We start from the raw sequence: 17,522 nt of genomic DNA, 5'->3' as shown, positions 1-17,522 counted from the left end.
TCATTCGTAGTGTTTTACTGTTTTACCACTTCATTTTTTCAAGTTCATCGACCTGAATGTTCTTGAGCATTCTGTAGATGTTTATCATGATGGCGATGGCGATGGCGCTTTCTGCCGCGGAGATGGCGATGCTGAAGAGCGCGAAGAAGTAGCCTTCGTAGCCGTCAGGATAGAGCATTCGGTTGAACACTGCGAAGTTGAGGTCGGTTGCGTTCAGCATGAGCTCGACGGAGAGCAGGATGGCGAGGGTGCTTTTGCGGGTCAGGAAACCAAAAACCCCTGCGAACATCATGACTGCTGAAATGATGAGCATATATTCCAGATGAATCATAGTTTGTTTGTGGTTTTGAGGGGTTTAACGTTTGCGTGCGATGATCAAAGCACCGACGATGCAGGCGAGCAGGAGGATGCTGACTGCTTCGAAGGGCAGAAGATAGCCTCCTTCTCCGGTGGAGAGCATGTGGTCGCCGATAGAGCGAATGGAGGTCACGGCATTGGTGGATTCCACGGGAGCGGTGAGCACCTGGGCCTTGAACTTCTGGGTGAGAACGATGGTGATGAAGGCTCCGAAACCAACAAGGCTGAGCAGGAGACCCCACGAAGCGTCCTTCGCTTTGCGCTTGAACGTTTCGTCCTTGGCTCCTTCAGTCAGCAGGATGGAGAACACGTAGAGCACGATGATGCCGCCGGCATACACCATGACCTGCACTGCTCCCAAGAAGGTGAAGCCCATCAAGAAATACAGCCCCGCCGTGCCGAGAAGCACGAAGAGCAGATAGGTGGCAGCACGAACGATGCTCTTGGTCATGACCGTCGCCAACGACGACAAGACAATCAGCACTGCCAAAATGACGAACATGATGTTTTGTGAGTCCATTGAATGAATTTGTTGTGGGTTGTGCCCTTTCAAGGGCTTTTTCTGCGGAGGAGTTCCGGTTCTGCGGTGGAGGGAACGCCTCTCAAATCAAAGTGTCACTTTTTCTCTTCCACCTTGGAGCCTTCACGGTTGAGCACCTGAACCAACTTGGAACGGTCAAAGACTGCGTTCTCATAACTTTGGTTGAAGGCGATGGCACCGTGGGGACAGGCTTGGGTGCAGAGTTGGCAGAACATGCAAGAGCCGAGGTCATACTCATACTTGACGAGACGCTTCTTTTTCTTGCCGTCTTCGGTTTCATAAAATTCGCTTGTCACCTTGATGGAACCGTTGGGACATGCCATCTGGCAGAGGCCGCAACCGATGCACTTGTGCTCGTTGGCTTCGTTGTGGGGCATGCTGAGACTGCCTCTGAAGCGTTCGAACATGGTGTTGGTGGCACGGTTCTCAGGATATTGCTCGGTGATTTTCGGCGTGAAAAATTCGCGCATGGTGGTTTTGAGACCGGTGCCCAAACTTTTCAGTGCCGAGGCAATTCCGCCGATATAACTTTTTTCTTCCATGTGTTTTTGTTGGGTTTGTCGGACTTTTCCAAGTTTTTTCCCTGAAACTGTCCGGAGGGAGTGCGGAGTCTGCCGGTACGAATGTGCGTCAGCCGACGAGCCGTCTCCTACACATATAATATATTATAAGGTCCAGCCCATTGCCACGCAAACAGCCATGAGCACGAGGTTCACCATTGTGAAGGGCACGAGATATTTCCACTCCAGGCTCAGAATCTGGTCGATTCGCAAGCGGGGGAAGGTCCAGCGAAGCCACATCAGCAGGAAGACCACGAAGAAGGTCTTGCCCACGAACCAAACTGCACCGGGGATGAAGTCCATGACGTGGTTGAAACCGTCAAGACCCGTGATTTGCAACGGTGCCCACCCGCCGAGGAACATGGTCGAAGCCATGCCGGCGCAGATGAACAGGTTCAGATACTCGGCGAGGTAGTAGTAGCCGAAGTGCATACCGGAATACTCGGTGTGATAGCCTGCGGTCAATTCGCTTTCAGATTCCGGAAGGTCGAAGGGACCACGGTTACATTCCGCATTGCCTGCCACGAGATAGATGAGGAAGGCAATCACGGCGGGAATGTGTCCGCGCACGATGTTCCAACCGTTGACATACTGGTCGGTGCAGATTTCACTGAAGGACATGGTGCCCGTGAGGCAAATCATGGCGAGCATGGTCAGTCCGATGGAGAGTTCGTAGCTGATGATTTGTGCGCCGCTTCGCATGGCACCGATGAGAGAATACTTGTTGTTGCTACTCCAGCCGGCAAGCAGGATGCCCACCACGCCGATGGAGGAAACAGCCAGGAAGAAGAACACACCGATGTTGAAATCGATGATGTGGGCGCCCTGGTTCCAAGGCAGACAGGCGAAGGTCACCATGGAGGCGGTCACCACAAGGAACGGAGCCAAATTGTGGAGGAAAAGGTCCGTCTGACGCATCGTGATGATTTCCTTGGTGAGCATCTTGAACACGTCACTGAAGACTTGGAGCAAGCCCCACTTTCCAACACGCATCGGACCGAGGCGGCATTGGAAGAATGCACACACCTTGCGTTCCATGTAGATGAGTGCGATGGCAAACACGGCATAGAGTGTGATGATGACCAACGCCACGAGAATGCTTTCGGTGAGGATGGCGCCCCATTCCGCAAAGCCGCAGGTGTTGGTGAGGAAACCGTGCAACCAAGTTGATATGGTTGAGAAGTTAAACATGATGTTTTGCTTTATGTGTTAAAAGAGTGAGCGAGGACGACTTGTCGGCGGCGGAGCGCGTCAAAGCCACACCTCGTCGGAATGAGTTTAACGGTCCACGTCGGGCACCACATAGTCCACTGTTCCGCCGATGGTGATGAGGTCGGCAATCATGTGGTTGCGGCAAGCCGTGTCCATGACAGCCACCAGGGGAAGACCGGTGGAGCGATAGTGCAGACGGTAGGGGCTCTTGTCGCCCTTGCTTTCGATGTAAACTCCAAAGCGTCCGCGGCTGCCTTCCACTTCGCTGTAGAACTTTCCGGCGGGGAGCTTGATGATGGGTTTCATCTTCTCGCGGTAGTTGCCTTCGGGGATGTTGTCGATGAGTTGCTCGATGATGCTGAGACTCTCAAGAATCTCGTCGAGACGAATCATGTAGCGTGCAAAACTGTCGCCCTCGGTGCGAACCACCTCGTTGAACTTCACGCGGTCGTAGGCAGCATAGGGATGGAGTTTGCGCAAGTCGTTGTGCCAGCCAGAAGCACGTCCCGTGCCACCGGTGCAACCGAAGGAGATGGCTTGTTCTTTCGTCAAAACACCCACGCCCTTGGCACGATTCTGGAAGATGACGTTGCCGGTGAAGATGTCGTGATATTCCTGAATGTTCTTGCGCATATAAGGGATGAACTCCTTCACGCGCTTCACGAAGTTCGGGTGCAGGTCAGCCATGACGCCACCGATGGTATTGTAGTTCAGAATCAGACGTCCGCCGCAAGTCTCCTCGAAGATATCGAGAAGCTTCTCTCTGTCGCGGAAACCGTAGAGGAAGGCGGTGGTGGCGCCCATGTCCTGGCAGAGGCAGGAGAAGAAGAGGATGTGGGAGTCAATACGTTGCAGTTCGTCCATAATCGTACGAATCACCTGTACGCGGTCACTCACCTCAACGCCCATGGCTTGTTCGATGCACATGCAGAGCGCGTGGCGGTTTTGCATGGCGCCGAGATAGTCCAAGCGGTCGGTCAGCGCCAGAGTCTGCGGATAGGTCATGCTTTCGCTGATTTTCTCCACGCCGCGGTGAATGTAGCCCAGCACGGGGTCAATCTTGCGGATTCTCTCACCCTCGAGTGCCACGCGGAAGTGGAGCACGCCGTGGGTGGAGGGGTGCTGCGGACCGATGTTCACGACATAGTCATCCTTGTCGAAGATGGTGTGTTCCACGGGGGTCACGGTGCCGTCTTCGTTCAGGTGATATTCCGTTGTGACGTCTGCCAACGGTTCGTTGGTCATGCGAAGCGGGTTGTTCTCTTCCGTTTTGTCATCCTTGCGGAAGGGGAAGCCGACCCAATCTTCACGCATGAAGAGGCGGCGCATGTCGGGATGGTTGGTGAAGACGATGCCATAGAAGTCATAAGCCTCGCGTTCGTAGGTGTGGGCAATATCCCAGAGGTCTGTGACAGAGGGGATTTGCGGATTTTCGCGGTCGGTCACGACGCATTCCACGCAGTCGGACTTGCCGGTGGCGGTGTTTTCCACCTGATAGACCACAGCCAAACCGTCGTCTTCTCTGTCCACGCCAACGAGGTTCAGCAGGAAGTCCATGCCTTCGTCGTGAAGACGTTTCATTTCTTCATGCAACTTGTCTGCTTCCACGCGACGGGGTTTCAACTCGTTCACCGCAGGCTTCGCCGGAGCGGCAGGTGCTGCGGGACGAGCGGCAGGCTTGGCGGCTGCGGCAGGCGCTGCGGCAGGTTTTGCCGGAGCGGCTGTGGCGTCTGTGGCTTTCGGAGCGGTCTGTGCCGCTGTTTCGTTGTTCAGATTTTTGATTTCGTCGCTCATGCCTGTTCCTCCTCGTTAAAGATTTCTTCTTCTTTCAATTCAGCATCCACCACGTAGGGGTCTTTTTCTTTGCGGTTCGTCGTGCCGAAGAAGTTTTCGACTTTGACGATGCGTTGCAGTTGCATCATGCCGTAGAGGAAGGACTCCGGTCTTGGCGGACAGCCGGGGACATAGACGTCCACGGGGATGATTTTGTCCACGCCGTTGAGCACGTGATAGGACTTGTTGAACGGTCCTCCGGAGATGGAGCAGCCGCCGATGGCAACGACGTATTTCGGGTCAGCCATCTGATCGTAGAGACGACGCAAAACGGGAGCCATCTTGGTGGTGATGGTGCCGCAAACGAGAATGACGTCGGCTTGGCGGGGACTGTTTCGGGTCACCTCGAAGCCGAAGCGGGCGATGTCATAGCGTGCTGCACAGACTGCCATGAACTCGATGCCACAGCAACTGGTAGCAAAAGTCAATGGCCAAAGCGAGTTGGAACGTCCCCAGTCGATGAGGTCATCCAATTTGCGAACCACGACGTTTGCGCCGCCGGCATTGAGTTCGGCGACGAGCTTCTCGTAGGTCTCGTTGTCTTTGAAATCCTCGTAGGGGATAGACTTGATTTTTGCTCTTTTCATTGCCATTTCAATGCTCCTTTCCTCCAGGCATAGGCCAAGCCCAGAACTAAGATGAACAGGAAGAAGAGCACGGCGAGCAGTCCTGCTGCGCCCATGGAACGCATCACCACTGCCCAGGGGAAGAGAAACATGGTTTCCACATCGAACATCAGGAAGAGGATGGCGAAGAGGTAGTAGCCCACACGGAACTGCATCCAGCTGCGTCCACGTGTCGGCACACCGCATTCGTAAGCTTCTTCCTTCTGGGCGTTAAAGCTGCGCGGAGAAATCAGTTTGGCCAAAACTGTAACTACGCCCACGAACGCCAACCCTGTCAGCAATGCAGTGACAAATAAGGTAAAGTTCATAGCTCTTAAATGTTTATGTGATAATTAATATTATTATGTTTTTGAAGTTTGCTTGCTTCAAACGCTCAAAACGAAAGGGAAAACGGACGCAATTTTCCGCGAGAACAAAAGCAAAAAACGCTGTACTTGGGGAAGCTCATATTCCTCAAGTACAGCGTCATGCCGGAAAATGCAGACAGATTCTTTTATCTGCTGCCATGTTGCAAATGTCTCTAACGAACGATGTCTTTTCGACATCTGTCAGAACGCCCTTTTTCACGTTTGTTCTTCTTTAAGCGATGCAAAGTTAATGTTTGCAGACGGGTGGGGAAAACATTTTTTCATTTTTTTGTGTAGCGAAGGCATTTTAGGCACGACTCTTTCATTGAAGGGGTGCGTACTTCTTACAGCCGCCTTCATCCACATTACGACGTGCGGAAGGGTTGAAAATCTCCGCCAAGGCATGCCGAAGAAACGATGAATCCGTTGGATTTAGGTCGTAAACGCAAAAAACTCGCAAAAAAAGATGACAAAATGTTTGTCAGAAGAAAAGAATGCCTTACATTTGCTGCGAAAAATCAAAAGAAAACGGTCTTTATGGCATTTCAAGCATCTTTTTACTTTTACGGCTTTTATTTTTACTTTGCCAAAAAAGCAGAGCGGGATGCTGTGTGTCAGACCACAACGATTTGAATGAAACATCTGAGTCCCGCTTCTGAAAAAGAGGCGGGATTTTTAGTAATATCGAGAACCGAAACCTTTCTCCGAAAGCAAAAACGCTTCCAAACAAGCAAACACTCTCGCACACGTATATATAATAAGGTATATAGGAGCAGGTTCGTTCCACAAAAACCGACTATGAAAGAAATCGCCATACAGGGCATCAGAGGCTCGTTCCACGACATCGCTGCCCACCAATATTTCAACAGCGAGGAAGACATCCAGCTCGTTTGCTGCGACACCTTCGAGGAACTCTTCCGGCAGATGCGTGAGGACTATTCTCGCCTTGGACTGATGGCCATCGAAAACACCATCGCGGGGAGCCTGCTCCACAACTACGAACTCTTGCGCGACAGCGGCATGACCATCGTCGGCGAGCACAAACTCCACATCGAGCACAGCCTCATGTGTCTGCCCGAAGATGACTGGGACACCATCACCGAGGTGAACTCGCATCCCGTGGCACTGGCGCAATGTCGCGGTTTCTTGGAAAAACATCCGAAGATGAAGGTCGTCGAAGTTTCTGACACGGCGGGAGCTGCCGAGACCATCAGCCGCAAACAACTGAAAGGACACGCTGCCATCTGCCACGCCGATGCCGCCCCACTCTACGGCATGAAGATTCTCGAACGGGGCATCGAAGACAACAAGCACAACTTCACCCGCTTCCTCGTCCTTTCCGACCCCTGGGCAGCAGACAAACTCAGAGACGTGCACCGTTCCGACAAGAGCAGCATGGTCTTCGCCCTGCCACACGAGGAGGGCTCTCTCTCGCAGGTGCTGAGCATCTTCACTTTCTACAAAATCAACCTCACGAAAATCCAGTCGCTCCCCATCATCGGAAGAGAGTGGGAATATCTTTTCTACGTGGACGTGAAATATGATGACTACATGCGCTATCGACAAAGCATTGATGCCGTGAGACCCTTGCTGCGCGAACTAAAAATTCTTGGAGAATATGAAGGCAAATGACATACAGCCGGCAAAACGCTTGGCAACCGTAAACGAATACTATTTCTCCCGCAAGGGGAAAGAGGTGGCTCGATTGAACGCCGAGGGAAAGAACATCATCTCGCTCGCCATCGGCAGCCCGGACCTCCCACCCTCGCCCGAAACCATCGAAACGCTCTGCAACGAAGCACGCAAAGCGGACGCACACGGCTATCAGCCCACGGCGGGCATCCTTCCGCTCAAGCAGGCAATGGCGGATTTCTACCACCGCTGGTTCAACGTCTCACTGGACGCCCAAACTGAAATCCAACCGCTCATCGGTTCCAAAGAGGGCATCCTCCACACCACCCTCGCCTTCGTCAATCCCGGCGAAAAGGTGCTCGTACCGAATCCCGGCTATCCGACCTACACCTCTCTCTCCCGCCTCCTCGGCTGCGAGGTGGTGAACTATAATCTCCGACCCGAGAACAACTGGCAGCCGGACTTTGAGGAATTGGAGAACATGAACCTTGAAGGGGTGAAACTCCTCTGGAGCAACTATCCCAACATGCCGACCGGAGCCCCCGCGCGCCGAGAGACCTACGAAAAACTGGTGGATTTCGCCCGCCGCCACGGCATCGTGGTTGTGAACGACAACCCCTACAGTTTCATCCTCGGGAAAGAACATCTGAGCATCCTGCAAATCCCCGGTGCCAAAGACTGTTGCATCGAGTTCAACTCCATGAGCAAGAGCCACAACATGCCCGGCTGGCGCGTCGGTCTGCTTGCCACCAACGCCACTTTCGTCAGTTGGATTCTCAAAGTGAAGAGCAACATCGACTCCGGCACATTCCGTCCGCTTCAACTCGCCGCCGCCCGCGCCTATGCCAACTCTGATGAATGGCACGAAGAGTTCAACGTGCAAACCTATGCGCGCCGCCGCGACCTCGCGGGACAAATCATGGATGCCCTGCAGTGCAAGTGGAATCCCGATCAAGTCGGCATGTTCCTTTGGGGAAGAATCCCCGAACGCTACACCCACGCCGAGGAACTGACGGAGCGCGTGCTCCACGAAGCTCGCGTCTTCATCACCCCGGGTTTCATCTTCGGCTCAAACGGTGAACGCTATCTCCGCATCTCCCTCTGTGCCAACGAAGAGAAACTCGCCGAAGCACTGAACCGAATCAAGGAAAGCGGCATCTGACACAAATTACACCTCACGCATATATAAAGGAATTAACAGAAACAAATAACCACAAAAACGAATAATACTTTGGAACTCAATCTCACCCCTCTGAATCTGACCGGCGAACAGGAAGTGCGCCCCGTGGTCATCGCAGGTCCCTGCTCTGCGGAAACTGAAGAACAAGTGATGAACACCGCCAACGGCTTGGCAAAAAAAGGCGTGAAGCTTTTCCGCGCCGGCATTTGGAAACCGCGCACGAAACCCGGTGGTTTTGAAGGCATCGGAGAAGAAGGTATCGCCTGGATGCAGCGCGTGCAAAAGGAACTCCACATGAAGGTCTGCACCGAAGTCGCCACCCACGCTCATGTGGAAGCAGCACTCAAAGCAGGCATCGACGTGCTTTGGATTGGTGCGCGCACCGTGGCTAACCCCTTCGCCATGCAGGAAATCGCAGACTCGCTCAAGGGCGTCGACGTCCCCGTCCTTGTCAAGAACCCCGTGAACCCCGACCTTGAACTCTGGATTGGCGGACTGCAGCGCATCAACCAAGCCGGCATCACCCGCCTCGGCGTGATTCACCGCGGCTTCTCCACCTACGAAAAGAAAATCTACCGCAACCTGCCCATGTGGCACATCCCCATCGAACTCCGTCGCCGCTGTCCGAACCTCCCCATCATCTGCGACCCGAGCCACATCGGCGGAGCACGCGAACTGGTGGCTCCGCTCTGCCAGCAAGCCATGGACCTTGGCTTTGACGGCCTCATCATTGAAAGCCACTGCAACCCCGACGCTGCATGGAGCGATGCCAAACAGCAAGTGACGCCCGACGTGCTGGACTTCATCCTTGACAAACTCGTCATCCGCAACATCACGGAATCTACCGAGAGCCTCGACACCCTCCGCCAGCAGATTGACGAGATTGACAACTCGCTCATCGAACTGCTCGCCAAACGAATGAGAATCAGTCGCGAAATCGGACAGTACAAGAAGGAACACGACATGACTGTGGTTCAAACCATGCGCTACACCGAGATTCTCGACAAGCGCGGTGCACAGGGTGTGCTCTGCGGAATGGATGCCGACTTCATCAAAGCGGTCTTTGAGAACATCCACGAAGAGAGCGTACGTCAGCAGATGGACGTCATGAACAAAGACTGATTCCCCTAAAACCAACCACGCGATTCAACAGAAACCTGTTCCCCATGCACGCCGGAGCAGATTCCTCAAAAATCTTGCAAAGCCTCAAAACCATGCGCATCCTCATTCTCGGAGCCGGAAAAATGGGCTCGTTCTTCGTGGACCTCTTGAGTTTTGACCACGAGACGGCTGTCTATGACATTGACCCGAAACGACTTCGGTTCATGTATAACACCCAACGTTTCACCACCTTGGAGGAAATTGACGATTTCAAACCCGAACTCGTCATCAACGCCGTTTCGTTGAAATACACGCTCGACGTCTTCCGCGAAGTCATGCCTCATCTCCCCGCAGACTGCATCCTCAGCGACATCTCCTCCGTCAAAACCGGATTCAAAGAGTTCTACGAACAGTGCGGACGGCGTTACGTCTCCACACACCCGATGTTCGGTCCCACCTTCGCCAACCTCGGGGCACTGAGCAACGAAAACGCCATCATCATCAGCGAAGGAGACTACATGGGACGCATCTTCTTCCGTGACCTCTACAGTCGCCTTGACCTGCACATCTGTGAATATACTTTCGACGAGCATGACAGCACGGTGGCTTATTCGCTCAGCATTCCCTTCGTCAGCACCTTTGTGTTCGCCGCAGTGATGAAACATCAGGATGCGCCGGGCACAACCTTCAAACGCCACATGAAAATTGCACGCGGCGTCTTGGGTGAGGATGATTGCCTCCTGCGCGAAATCCTTTTCAATCCCCGCACGGGCGGACAGGTCGAAAAGATACGCGAAGAACTCGGCACACTGCTTGACATCATTGACCGCAAGGACGAACCTGCCCTCAACGACTATCTGCAGCGCATCCGCAAAAACATCCGCTGAGGCGAATGCACGAAATGTGACTTTGGGTGCTCTGAAATCCACTCTGCCTGATTCACAGATCACCGCTTCCCACACCAACCCTACACAGCAAAGCCCTCAAAACGGCGTTGTCTGTGTAGGGTTGGTCGCGAAAAAACGCCGGTTTCTTCCGCACAAACAAACGCCGACTTTTCCGCCTAAGAAAAGCCGACTTTTCCGTTTTTTAAAAGCCGAGATTGAGCATCAAAAAACCTTCCCCAATTTCCTCCGCTGAATCAAGGAAATCGAAAGTTAAAACACAAAAAAATAGTTTTTTCTTTATAAAAACGAAAGAAAAGGCTACTTTTGCTGCGGAAAACAACTACTGAATCATTATAACTCAACACAATACACATCCATGAAACACACATTCTCCCTGCTTGCCAAAGGACTTCTCTGCTTTTTGGCAAGTGTGACGGCTGCCTCCATGACGGCTGCCGGAACAGCGTCTGCCCCGGGGCTTAGTGCGACCACCGAGGAAACCGGTACCGCCACCAACCTCCCCGAGAACGGCAAAACCTACTACATCTATTGCGACAACGACACGCAACAGTTCTTCTACAACAACGGCGGTTCGCTCGCCGTCACCAACGGCATAACCAAAGACATTTCGCTCTACACTTTCACCTGCACGGTGACGGCTGGGGGAAAGTATCAACTCAAAAACGTCAGCAGCAAAAAGTACTTTGGATTTAAAGGCTTCAGCAACAGCGCCTACAACCTCACCATCACAGACGGAGTTCCTACCGGCGTTGCCACCCACATCTATTGTGATGCTGCAGCAAAATACCTCGTCATGAAAAATGATGGTAGTTTTGACCAAGCCGATAATGCGAACTACACCAAAGACGACAACAACGCATTCTCTGCCAACTATGTCTTCGTAGATGTTGAAAGCGGCAAACTCTTGACCATCTCCGGAAATGCCAACGCCGGTGCCACCATCACCTGGAACGGAGAGACCAAGCCCCTGCCCTGCACCTTCCTCACTCTGCCCACCACGGAAATCACCGACAACACGCTCACTCTGACAAAAGATGACGCCGCACTCAGTGCTGCCACCTTGAAATATGAGGGAGTTTTCAACACAAGTGGTAAAGAAGTAACGCTCCCCGACACCTATGACGGCACGGAGAACGCCACCTACGAAGTGCGCTTCATGCCAGATGTCTTCTCCTCCACGCTCGGAGAAAAATGGGTGCGCGTCGCCAATGTGCGCAAACAGGGCTACGGCTTCACACTGCCGGGCAACACCGCCGGACAAATAGCCACCAAAACGATTGACGTCTCAAGCCTTGACCACGTGTGGTGTTTCGTCGGAAACTACAAAAACTTCAAAATCTACAGTCACACCGAAGGCAACCCAGTCATCACCCACGACGGTTCACCCGCCGAAAATGAAGCGGTCAATCTTGCCAATGCCGATGAAGCCAGTAGGGCGCAGTCCTGGACACTGGCAGACTACACCTCTGCCGCCTCCAACCCCGGCTACTCCATTGAAGCGGTCGGAACACCAGGACAAGGTCTCAACCCGCACGGTGCCATCACCAACGACTTGAAGTTCTATCGCAGCAGTGACGAAGGCTGCCGCTGGGTCTTCCCCGTGGTTGACACGGAGCACCCCGTCACGCTGACCGTCAACGTCGTGGGCACTTCCTTTGAGAACAATCCCGTTGCAGACATCACCATCAGCACAAACGGAACAACCCTCTCCTATCCCATCCGACAAATCGCAGAGAACCCGACAGGCAGCGTGGAAACTCAACAAATCTATCTCTATAAAGACAAAACCTTCACAGCCTCTTCCTTCACCTACCGCGGCTTCAACAGCGAGACGCTCCTCAACGGAGAACCCTCCTCGCTCACCAACCTCACTCCTGACTCCAACCCCATACTCACCTTCAACTACAGCACCAACGAAGATCGCATCATCTTCACCTCACCCGACGTCAACGGCAAACCCTATCGCATTCCCGCCATCGCCACTGCACTCAACGGCGACGTGATGGCTGTTGCCGACAACCGCCCCTGCGGAGGTGACATCGGCTATGGAGAAGTAGATATCAAGGTGCGCGTCTCCAAAGACAACGGCGCAACCTGGGGCACAGAAGAATTCATTGCCAACGGTGACGGCGACGAAGCCCGCCTCACCGACGGTGACAAAACCAACGACTTTGCCTATGCCTTTGGTGACGCAGCCATCGTGGCAGACCGCGAACGCAACGAGGTGGTTGTCTTCTCCGTGGCAGGAAAAACGGTTTGCCACAATGGCAACTACACGTTAGACCCGAGCACCAGCAACCCGAACCGAGTGGCAAGGATGAAAGGAACCTACAACGAGGCATCTGGAACTTGGAGTTGGTCCACGCCCGAGGAAGTCACCGAGAAGTTCTATGCTCCCTTCGTGAAAGAGACCTCCACCACCAACGAAGAAACAGGTGAGATCACCACCACAAGAACCGTCACCGTGCAGTCGCTCTTCATCGGCTCAGGTCGCATCATGCAAAGTCGCGTGGTGAAAAAAGACCAATACTATCGCCTCTACGCCGCCCTCTGGACCAGGAACCAGGGTAACCGCGTGGTCTATTCCGACGACTTTGGAGAAAACTGGCACATCCTCGGCACCGTGGATGACCGTCCCGCCCGCAGCGGCGACGAGCCGAAATGCGAAGAACTGCCCAACGGCACCGTCGTGCTGAGCAGCCGCAAAGGAAGCGGTCGCTACTTCAACCTCTTCACCTTCGACTCCACCACCGGCGATGACGCCTACACCACCGGCACCTGGGGCACGGTGGTCAGCAGTAACGATGTGACCGGCGGTTTCAGAAACTCTGACAGCGGAACGAACGGTGAAATCTACATGCTGGACAACGTGATGGACAACACCACCGGCGTGAAGAAGACCATCATGCTTCATTCGGTTCCTCTCGGCAACGGACGCAACAACGTCGCCATCTGGTATAAGGAAATCGACCCCTCTGTAACCTATACTCCCGAGACCTTCGCCACCGGCTGGACACTCGGCAAACAGGTCAGCTTCCGAGGCTCTGCCTACTCCACCATGACGCTCCAGAAGGACAACCGCATCGGCTTCCTCTTTGAAGAAGCCCCCAACGGCTATTGCATCATCTACTGCCCGCTCACCATCGAAGAAATCACCGGCGGCGCCTACGATTTATACACCGATGCAAATCGCAAAAGAGTTGCCGTCAACCAAGCAGAAGAAGTTCTTGCAATAAGAGGAGTGGGCTATCCCACCACCGACAACGCCGCACGCGCCACTCTGCAAGAAGCCATCACCGCCGCTCAGAGCAGCAGCGCAGCCATTGACGAGGTGCTTTCCACGCTGAACACAGCAGTCACCACCTATAAAGCCACAAAGACCGACATTCAGCTGCCGGAAGACGGAAAGGCTTACACATTTACCCATGTCACTCTTGACGGTGTGAAACAACCCATGACATACGACGCAAACGGAATGACTTGCAACGCGAGCAACATACCGACGGTCTTCGTATGCCGCAAATTGGACAATGGCAAATACATCTTTGTTTGCAATGAAGGGAAATACCTAAGTTGGATAGGAAGCAGTGGTGGCATTAACAACAACAAGGGCTATGTAAACAGTTATGATGAAGCAAGTGGAAGTTACACTGACTGGAGTAACATCACGATTGAGAAAATGGTGAAAGGAGGAAACGTGACTTACGGCGAACAAGCCGACTACTTTGGATACATGACCATTGCCGCACGTCGAACCACTTCTTATGAAAAGGGTTATCTCATTCTCAATCATGCTGCCTACGACAACTCAAATGCTCCATTCTTTAAGACTTCCGGAAGCAATTCATATTCTTCTGCTTTTCTTATCGAAGAAGCCGCCTATCCCAACAACGTGGCGCTCTCTGAAATCACGGCAGACGACACCTATATTAAAGGTATAGAGACGGGACGCACCATCTGCACCTTCTCCGCTCCCTTCCCCACCGTCATCCCCGAGAACGTGAGCGCCTACTATGCCCTCAACACAGACAACGGAGCGAAGATGAAGCGCATCACCACCCCCGCCATCCCCGCCAACCAGGGTGTGATTCTCATCGGTCCCAATGGCTTCAACACCGGTCTCATGCTGCCCGCAGCAGGCGAGGAAGAGGCTGAACTCACCGACGTGAACCTCTTCGCCCACACCGCCGGCGCCGCCCACGAACTCGTGGAAGGTGACTACATCCTCGCAAAAGGAACGGCAGGTCTCGCCTTCTACAAAGGACGACCGGGAACCTCGCTCCGCATGAACCGAGCCTATCTCCCCGCTGCCCTCACACTCTCCGCTGAACGAGGCGTGGCACTCCGATTTGGAGACGACACCACCACGGACATCGACCAAATCGTGACGGACGAAAGCAACGAAATCAACGCACCCGTCTTTGACCTCACCGGACGACGCATCAACAAATTGCGCAAAGGCGGACTCTACATCAGCAACGGACAAAAATTCATCGCACGCTGAGAGACGCAAGAAAATTACGTACTTCAAATTGAACGACACATGAAAAAAACATATCAGAAACCGCTGTCCGCCTCCATTCTCCTCGATGCCGAACACGCCATGCTCGCCACCTACTCCGGCGAGGTGGGAACCTTCGAAGACCCGAACGAATACGTGGACGGAGATGCCGGACTCGCCGGAAAAAGAGAAAACGACAACAATTCTATCTGGGGAGACACCGCATGGGAATGAACATAACACGGTGAAAACGGCAGTGCTGTGAAAACAGCAGTGCAAATATAGAATCAAACCGCTCGGAAGCACATGCTCCTGAGCGGTTTGGCGTTTCAAGGGCGCGCTAAGAAATAAATAGCAACCAAAAAAATAAAGCACTTGATTTTGAACACACCTTACGCTTTGTGTTGGCGGCTTACAGCAAAAATTGTGCCAAGATGCCCTCAAAAAGGAACGCAGGGAAAAATGTGAAATAGGCTTCGCGCGCGAGACGCGCGTATTCACCTTTCAAGCCTATACGTTTTTCAAGGGTACATGCATTTCCTTCAAACCCTACACAGTTCGGGTTTAAAGTCTGATAATAAAAGGGTTAGGTGTGTAGGGTTTGATCTGCAGATTCTACACAAAACCCTACATTGTGTAGGGTTGCGCGGTGGAGTGTGTAGGGTCGTGGTGAAGCAAAAAATATAAATGTAGGATTAGGCGGAAATATGCAAAAACGCGTTTTTCATCCTACATTTTTGCTCTTTGAACCTGCATCGCTGAGCAAAGTTTTGCCTACTCGGCGCGCAGTTTTACTTAGGGGAAGGCTAAGAAAAACTAGGGGAAGGCTAAGAAAAATTTGAAGAAGGGAAAGAAAAATTTGAGGAAGGGAAAGCAAAATTTGAGGAAGGGAAAGCAAAATTTGAAGAAGGGAAAGAAAAATTTGAGGAAGGCAAATTAAAATTTGAAGAAGGCAAATTTTAACCGGGTGCGCTCCTAGTTTTTACTGGGTGCGCTCCTAGTTTTTCTTAGGTGCGCTCCTAGTTTTTACTGGGTGCGCTCCTAGTTTTTACTGGGTGCGCTCCTAGTTTTTACTGGGTGCGCTCCCAGCAAGAAATGTTTCTCCATTAATGCCCATTAATTGTCTCATTAAATGTCGCATTAATTTCTGAACATTTCGCGCGTTTCGTGTTCAAAAACCAGAATGCATAGTCGCTGTGCAGGGTTTTATGCGAGGTGCTGTGCAGAGTGGCTGTGTATAGTTTTGTGTAGGGTTTGTGTAGGGTTTGAAGTATAAACCCTACATTTCGTAAGACACAAAGAATCAACGGAATGCAGGGTTAAATGTAGGGTTTGTATATAGTTTGTATAGTTTTTTACTCGCCCTTTAATTTACGTATAGTGTAGAGTTGAAACGCAGTTAGTCGGTTCTAAAATTATGCATTAGCCGGTGGACGGATGGAAGCGTGGCGAAAACGAAAACGTGAACCCGCGCCGCCCGCTGCATTTCCGTCTCTATCTTCTTTCCACGATTTCTTCCAACGCCTTGCGCTTGCGTTCAGCGCGGGGACAGTCGGGGGCGATGTGCCCCAACGGAACGATGGCGACAACCTCCCAAGCCGGATCTTCGCAGAAGTTCTTCATTTTCTCCGGGTCGAAGTTGCAAATCCAGCAAGTCCCAAGTCCACGCTCGGCGGCAGCAAGACAGAGATGCTCCACGGCGATGGCTACGTCAATGTCACCGTGAGGTTTCCCGTCCGCAGCACGCGTCCAACACTCGCCCTTGTGTTGCAAGCAGACAATGGCAAGCGGAGCAGAACGAAACCACTCGCGATCGTAGGCTTCCCAAAGCGACTGCTTCGCTGCTTCGCTCTCCACGACCACAAAACGCCAAGGCTGGCGGTTCACGGCGGAGGGAGCGAGGCGAACGCACTCCAAAACATAGTTCAAATCTGCTTCCGACACCGGTTCGTCAGTGTATTTGCGTGCAGAAAAACGCTTTTCGGTCAATTCAAGAAAGGACATATTATATATAGGTATAAGGTATAGGAGGTGCGGTGACTCCCGCAGAAAGAAAAGAGGGTATTCAATATAAAGAAGGAGGTGCGGTGACTCCCGCACAAAGGAATGAGGGTATTCAATATAAATAAGGAGGTGCGGTGACTCACCGCACAAAAACGCAAAAGAGCGACGCCCCTACTTACGGCGAAGACTCTTCAAGTTCCTCAAAAGCCACGGCAAAACGGTGAAGAGATGGACGGCGGCAGAAACGGTCATGATGATGCCAAGCCAGTAGTGCACGAGACCAAGGTGAGGAATCCGCACAGGGGAGAAAAGTTTCAGCAGCCCCGTGGCGAAGACGAAGAAGAGCACCACTTCCAGCAGACAGGTGAAGAAACGGAAGATGCGACGCGACGCTGCCACAATGCGAAACACCTTGGAGGTGAACCAAACATGGCAGAGGGCGCACGCAATCATCAGGAAGCCGGCAGCAGCATGCGCAACTTTCAACACTTCGTGCGGCTCAATTTCAACACCGTGCTTTTTGAGATGAAGGAGCATCCCTGTGACAAAGACCAAGACAAATGCCACCGTCAGCAAGAGATTAATTCTGATTTTAGTAATGTGTTTCATGATGCAATATTATAAGATTAGATTTTGTGTTTGTCAGTTTCGGAGCCGGCAACGACGTCAGGGTTGGCATCGGCGTTGGCGTTGCCTCCTGCAACGTCCACGGCGCAAAAT

The 17,522-nt window shown here is 52.6% G+C and carries 16 protein-coding genes; 7 read left to right on the top strand and 9 right to left on the bottom strand.

All coding sequences use genetic code 11. The features are described from left to right. Positions 1-22: 22 nt before the first annotated feature. The 7 genes from nuoK to I6E40_RS00815 all read right to left on the bottom strand — a co-directional run bounded on the left by nuoK (position 23) and on the right by I6E40_RS00815 (position 5,437). Positions 23-331 carry an NADH-quinone oxidoreductase subunit NuoK gene (gene nuoK / locus I6E40_RS00845; RefSeq protein WP_235384954.1) on the bottom strand — a complete coding sequence of 103 codons (309 nt, stop codon included), beginning with the start codon at positions 329-331 and terminating at the stop codon, positions 23-25. A 24-nt stretch (positions 332-355) separates the two neighbouring features. Continuing rightward, complete coding sequence (locus I6E40_RS00840; protein ID WP_235384953.1) at positions 356-877, bottom strand: NADH-quinone oxidoreductase subunit J; 522 nt, start codon at positions 875-877, stop codon at positions 356-358. Between the two features lie 95 nt (positions 878-972). Further along, entirely contained in the window at positions 973-1,440 is a 468-nt protein-coding gene (locus tag I6E40_RS00835) for a 4Fe-4S binding protein (RefSeq protein WP_235384952.1), read from the bottom strand. A 123-nt stretch (positions 1,441-1,563) separates the two neighbouring features. Next, entirely contained in the window at positions 1,564-2,649 is a 1,086-nt protein-coding gene (nuoH, locus tag I6E40_RS00830; protein ID WP_235384951.1) for an NADH-quinone oxidoreductase subunit NuoH, read from the bottom strand. 87 nt (positions 2,650-2,736) lie between these two features. After that, positions 2,737-4,464, bottom strand: a complete 1,728-nt coding sequence (locus I6E40_RS00825; protein WP_262910814.1) for an NADH-quinone oxidoreductase subunit D — start codon at positions 4,462-4,464, stop codon at positions 2,737-2,739. Beyond that, the gene (locus I6E40_RS00820; protein ID WP_262910813.1) at positions 4,461-5,090 is read right to left on the bottom strand and encodes an NADH-quinone oxidoreductase subunit B; all 630 of its coding nucleotides are present in this window, start codon (positions 5,088-5,090) and stop codon (positions 4,461-4,463) included. Before I6E40_RS00820 ends, I6E40_RS00825 begins: the two co-directional genes overlap by 4 nt. Further along, positions 5,087-5,437, bottom strand: coding sequence for an NADH-quinone oxidoreductase subunit A (locus I6E40_RS00815; protein ID WP_235384950.1), 351 nt, complete (start codon positions 5,435-5,437; stop codon positions 5,087-5,089). The genes I6E40_RS00820 and I6E40_RS00815 overlap by 4 nt, the downstream gene beginning before the upstream one ends. Positions 5,438-5,893: 456 nt before the next feature. Between I6E40_RS00815 and I6E40_RS00810 the strand changes: the two genes are divergently transcribed. From I6E40_RS00810 to I6E40_RS00780, 7 genes are all read left to right on the top strand, one after another. Next, positions 5,894-6,109, top strand: coding sequence for a hypothetical protein (locus tag I6E40_RS00810; RefSeq protein WP_235384949.1), 216 nt, complete (start codon positions 5,894-5,896; stop codon positions 6,107-6,109). Between the two features lie 165 nt (positions 6,110-6,274). Continuing rightward, positions 6,275-7,108 carry a prephenate dehydratase gene (locus tag I6E40_RS00805; RefSeq protein ID WP_235384948.1) on the top strand — a complete coding sequence of 278 codons (834 nt, stop codon included), beginning with the start codon at positions 6,275-6,277 and terminating at the stop codon, positions 7,106-7,108. Beyond that, positions 7,095-8,270, top strand: coding sequence for a pyridoxal phosphate-dependent aminotransferase (locus I6E40_RS00800; protein ID WP_235384947.1), 1,176 nt, complete (start codon positions 7,095-7,097; stop codon positions 8,268-8,270). The genes I6E40_RS00805 and I6E40_RS00800 overlap by 14 nt, the downstream gene beginning before the upstream one ends. Positions 8,271-8,339: 69 nt before the next feature. Continuing rightward, positions 8,340-9,410, top strand: coding sequence for a bifunctional 3-deoxy-7-phosphoheptulonate synthase/chorismate mutase type II (locus I6E40_RS00795; protein WP_235384946.1), 1,071 nt, complete (start codon positions 8,340-8,342; stop codon positions 9,408-9,410). 92 nt (positions 9,411-9,502) lie between these two features. Next, positions 9,503-10,276 carry a prephenate dehydrogenase/arogenate dehydrogenase family protein gene (locus I6E40_RS00790; RefSeq protein WP_235385045.1) on the top strand — a complete coding sequence of 258 codons (774 nt, stop codon included), beginning with the start codon at positions 9,503-9,505 and terminating at the stop codon, positions 10,274-10,276. Positions 10,277-10,652: 376 nt separating this feature from the next. Next, entirely contained in the window at positions 10,653-14,801 is a 4,149-nt protein-coding gene (locus tag I6E40_RS00785; RefSeq protein ID WP_235384945.1) for a sialidase family protein, read from the top strand. Between the two features lie 39 nt (positions 14,802-14,840). Next, on the top strand, positions 14,841-15,032 hold the full coding sequence (locus tag I6E40_RS00780) for a hypothetical protein (RefSeq protein WP_235384944.1): 192 nt from the start codon (positions 14,841-14,843) through the stop codon (positions 15,030-15,032). Between the two features lie 1,260 nt (positions 15,033-16,292). On the opposite strand, the gene I6E40_RS00775 is transcribed toward I6E40_RS00780, so the two are convergent. After that, a complete protein-coding gene (locus I6E40_RS00775; protein ID WP_235384943.1) occupies positions 16,293-16,802 on the bottom strand; it encodes a nitroreductase family protein in 510 nt (169 codons plus the stop codon). 171 nt (positions 16,803-16,973) lie between these two features. Beyond that, the gene (locus I6E40_RS00770) at positions 16,974-17,411 is read right to left on the bottom strand and encodes a DUF4405 domain-containing protein (RefSeq protein ID WP_235384942.1); all 438 of its coding nucleotides are present in this window, start codon (positions 17,409-17,411) and stop codon (positions 16,974-16,976) included. Positions 17,412-17,522: the final 111 nt, after the last annotated feature.

It is taken from the genome of Prevotellamassilia timonensis (genome assembly GCF_021531665.1).
In the GTDB taxonomy this organism is placed as follows: domain Bacteria; phylum Bacteroidota; class Bacteroidia; order Bacteroidales; family Bacteroidaceae; genus Alloprevotella.
The sequence above is the reverse complement of the archived record's forward strand: the minus strand, read 5'-3'. Positions and strand labels throughout refer to the sequence as shown.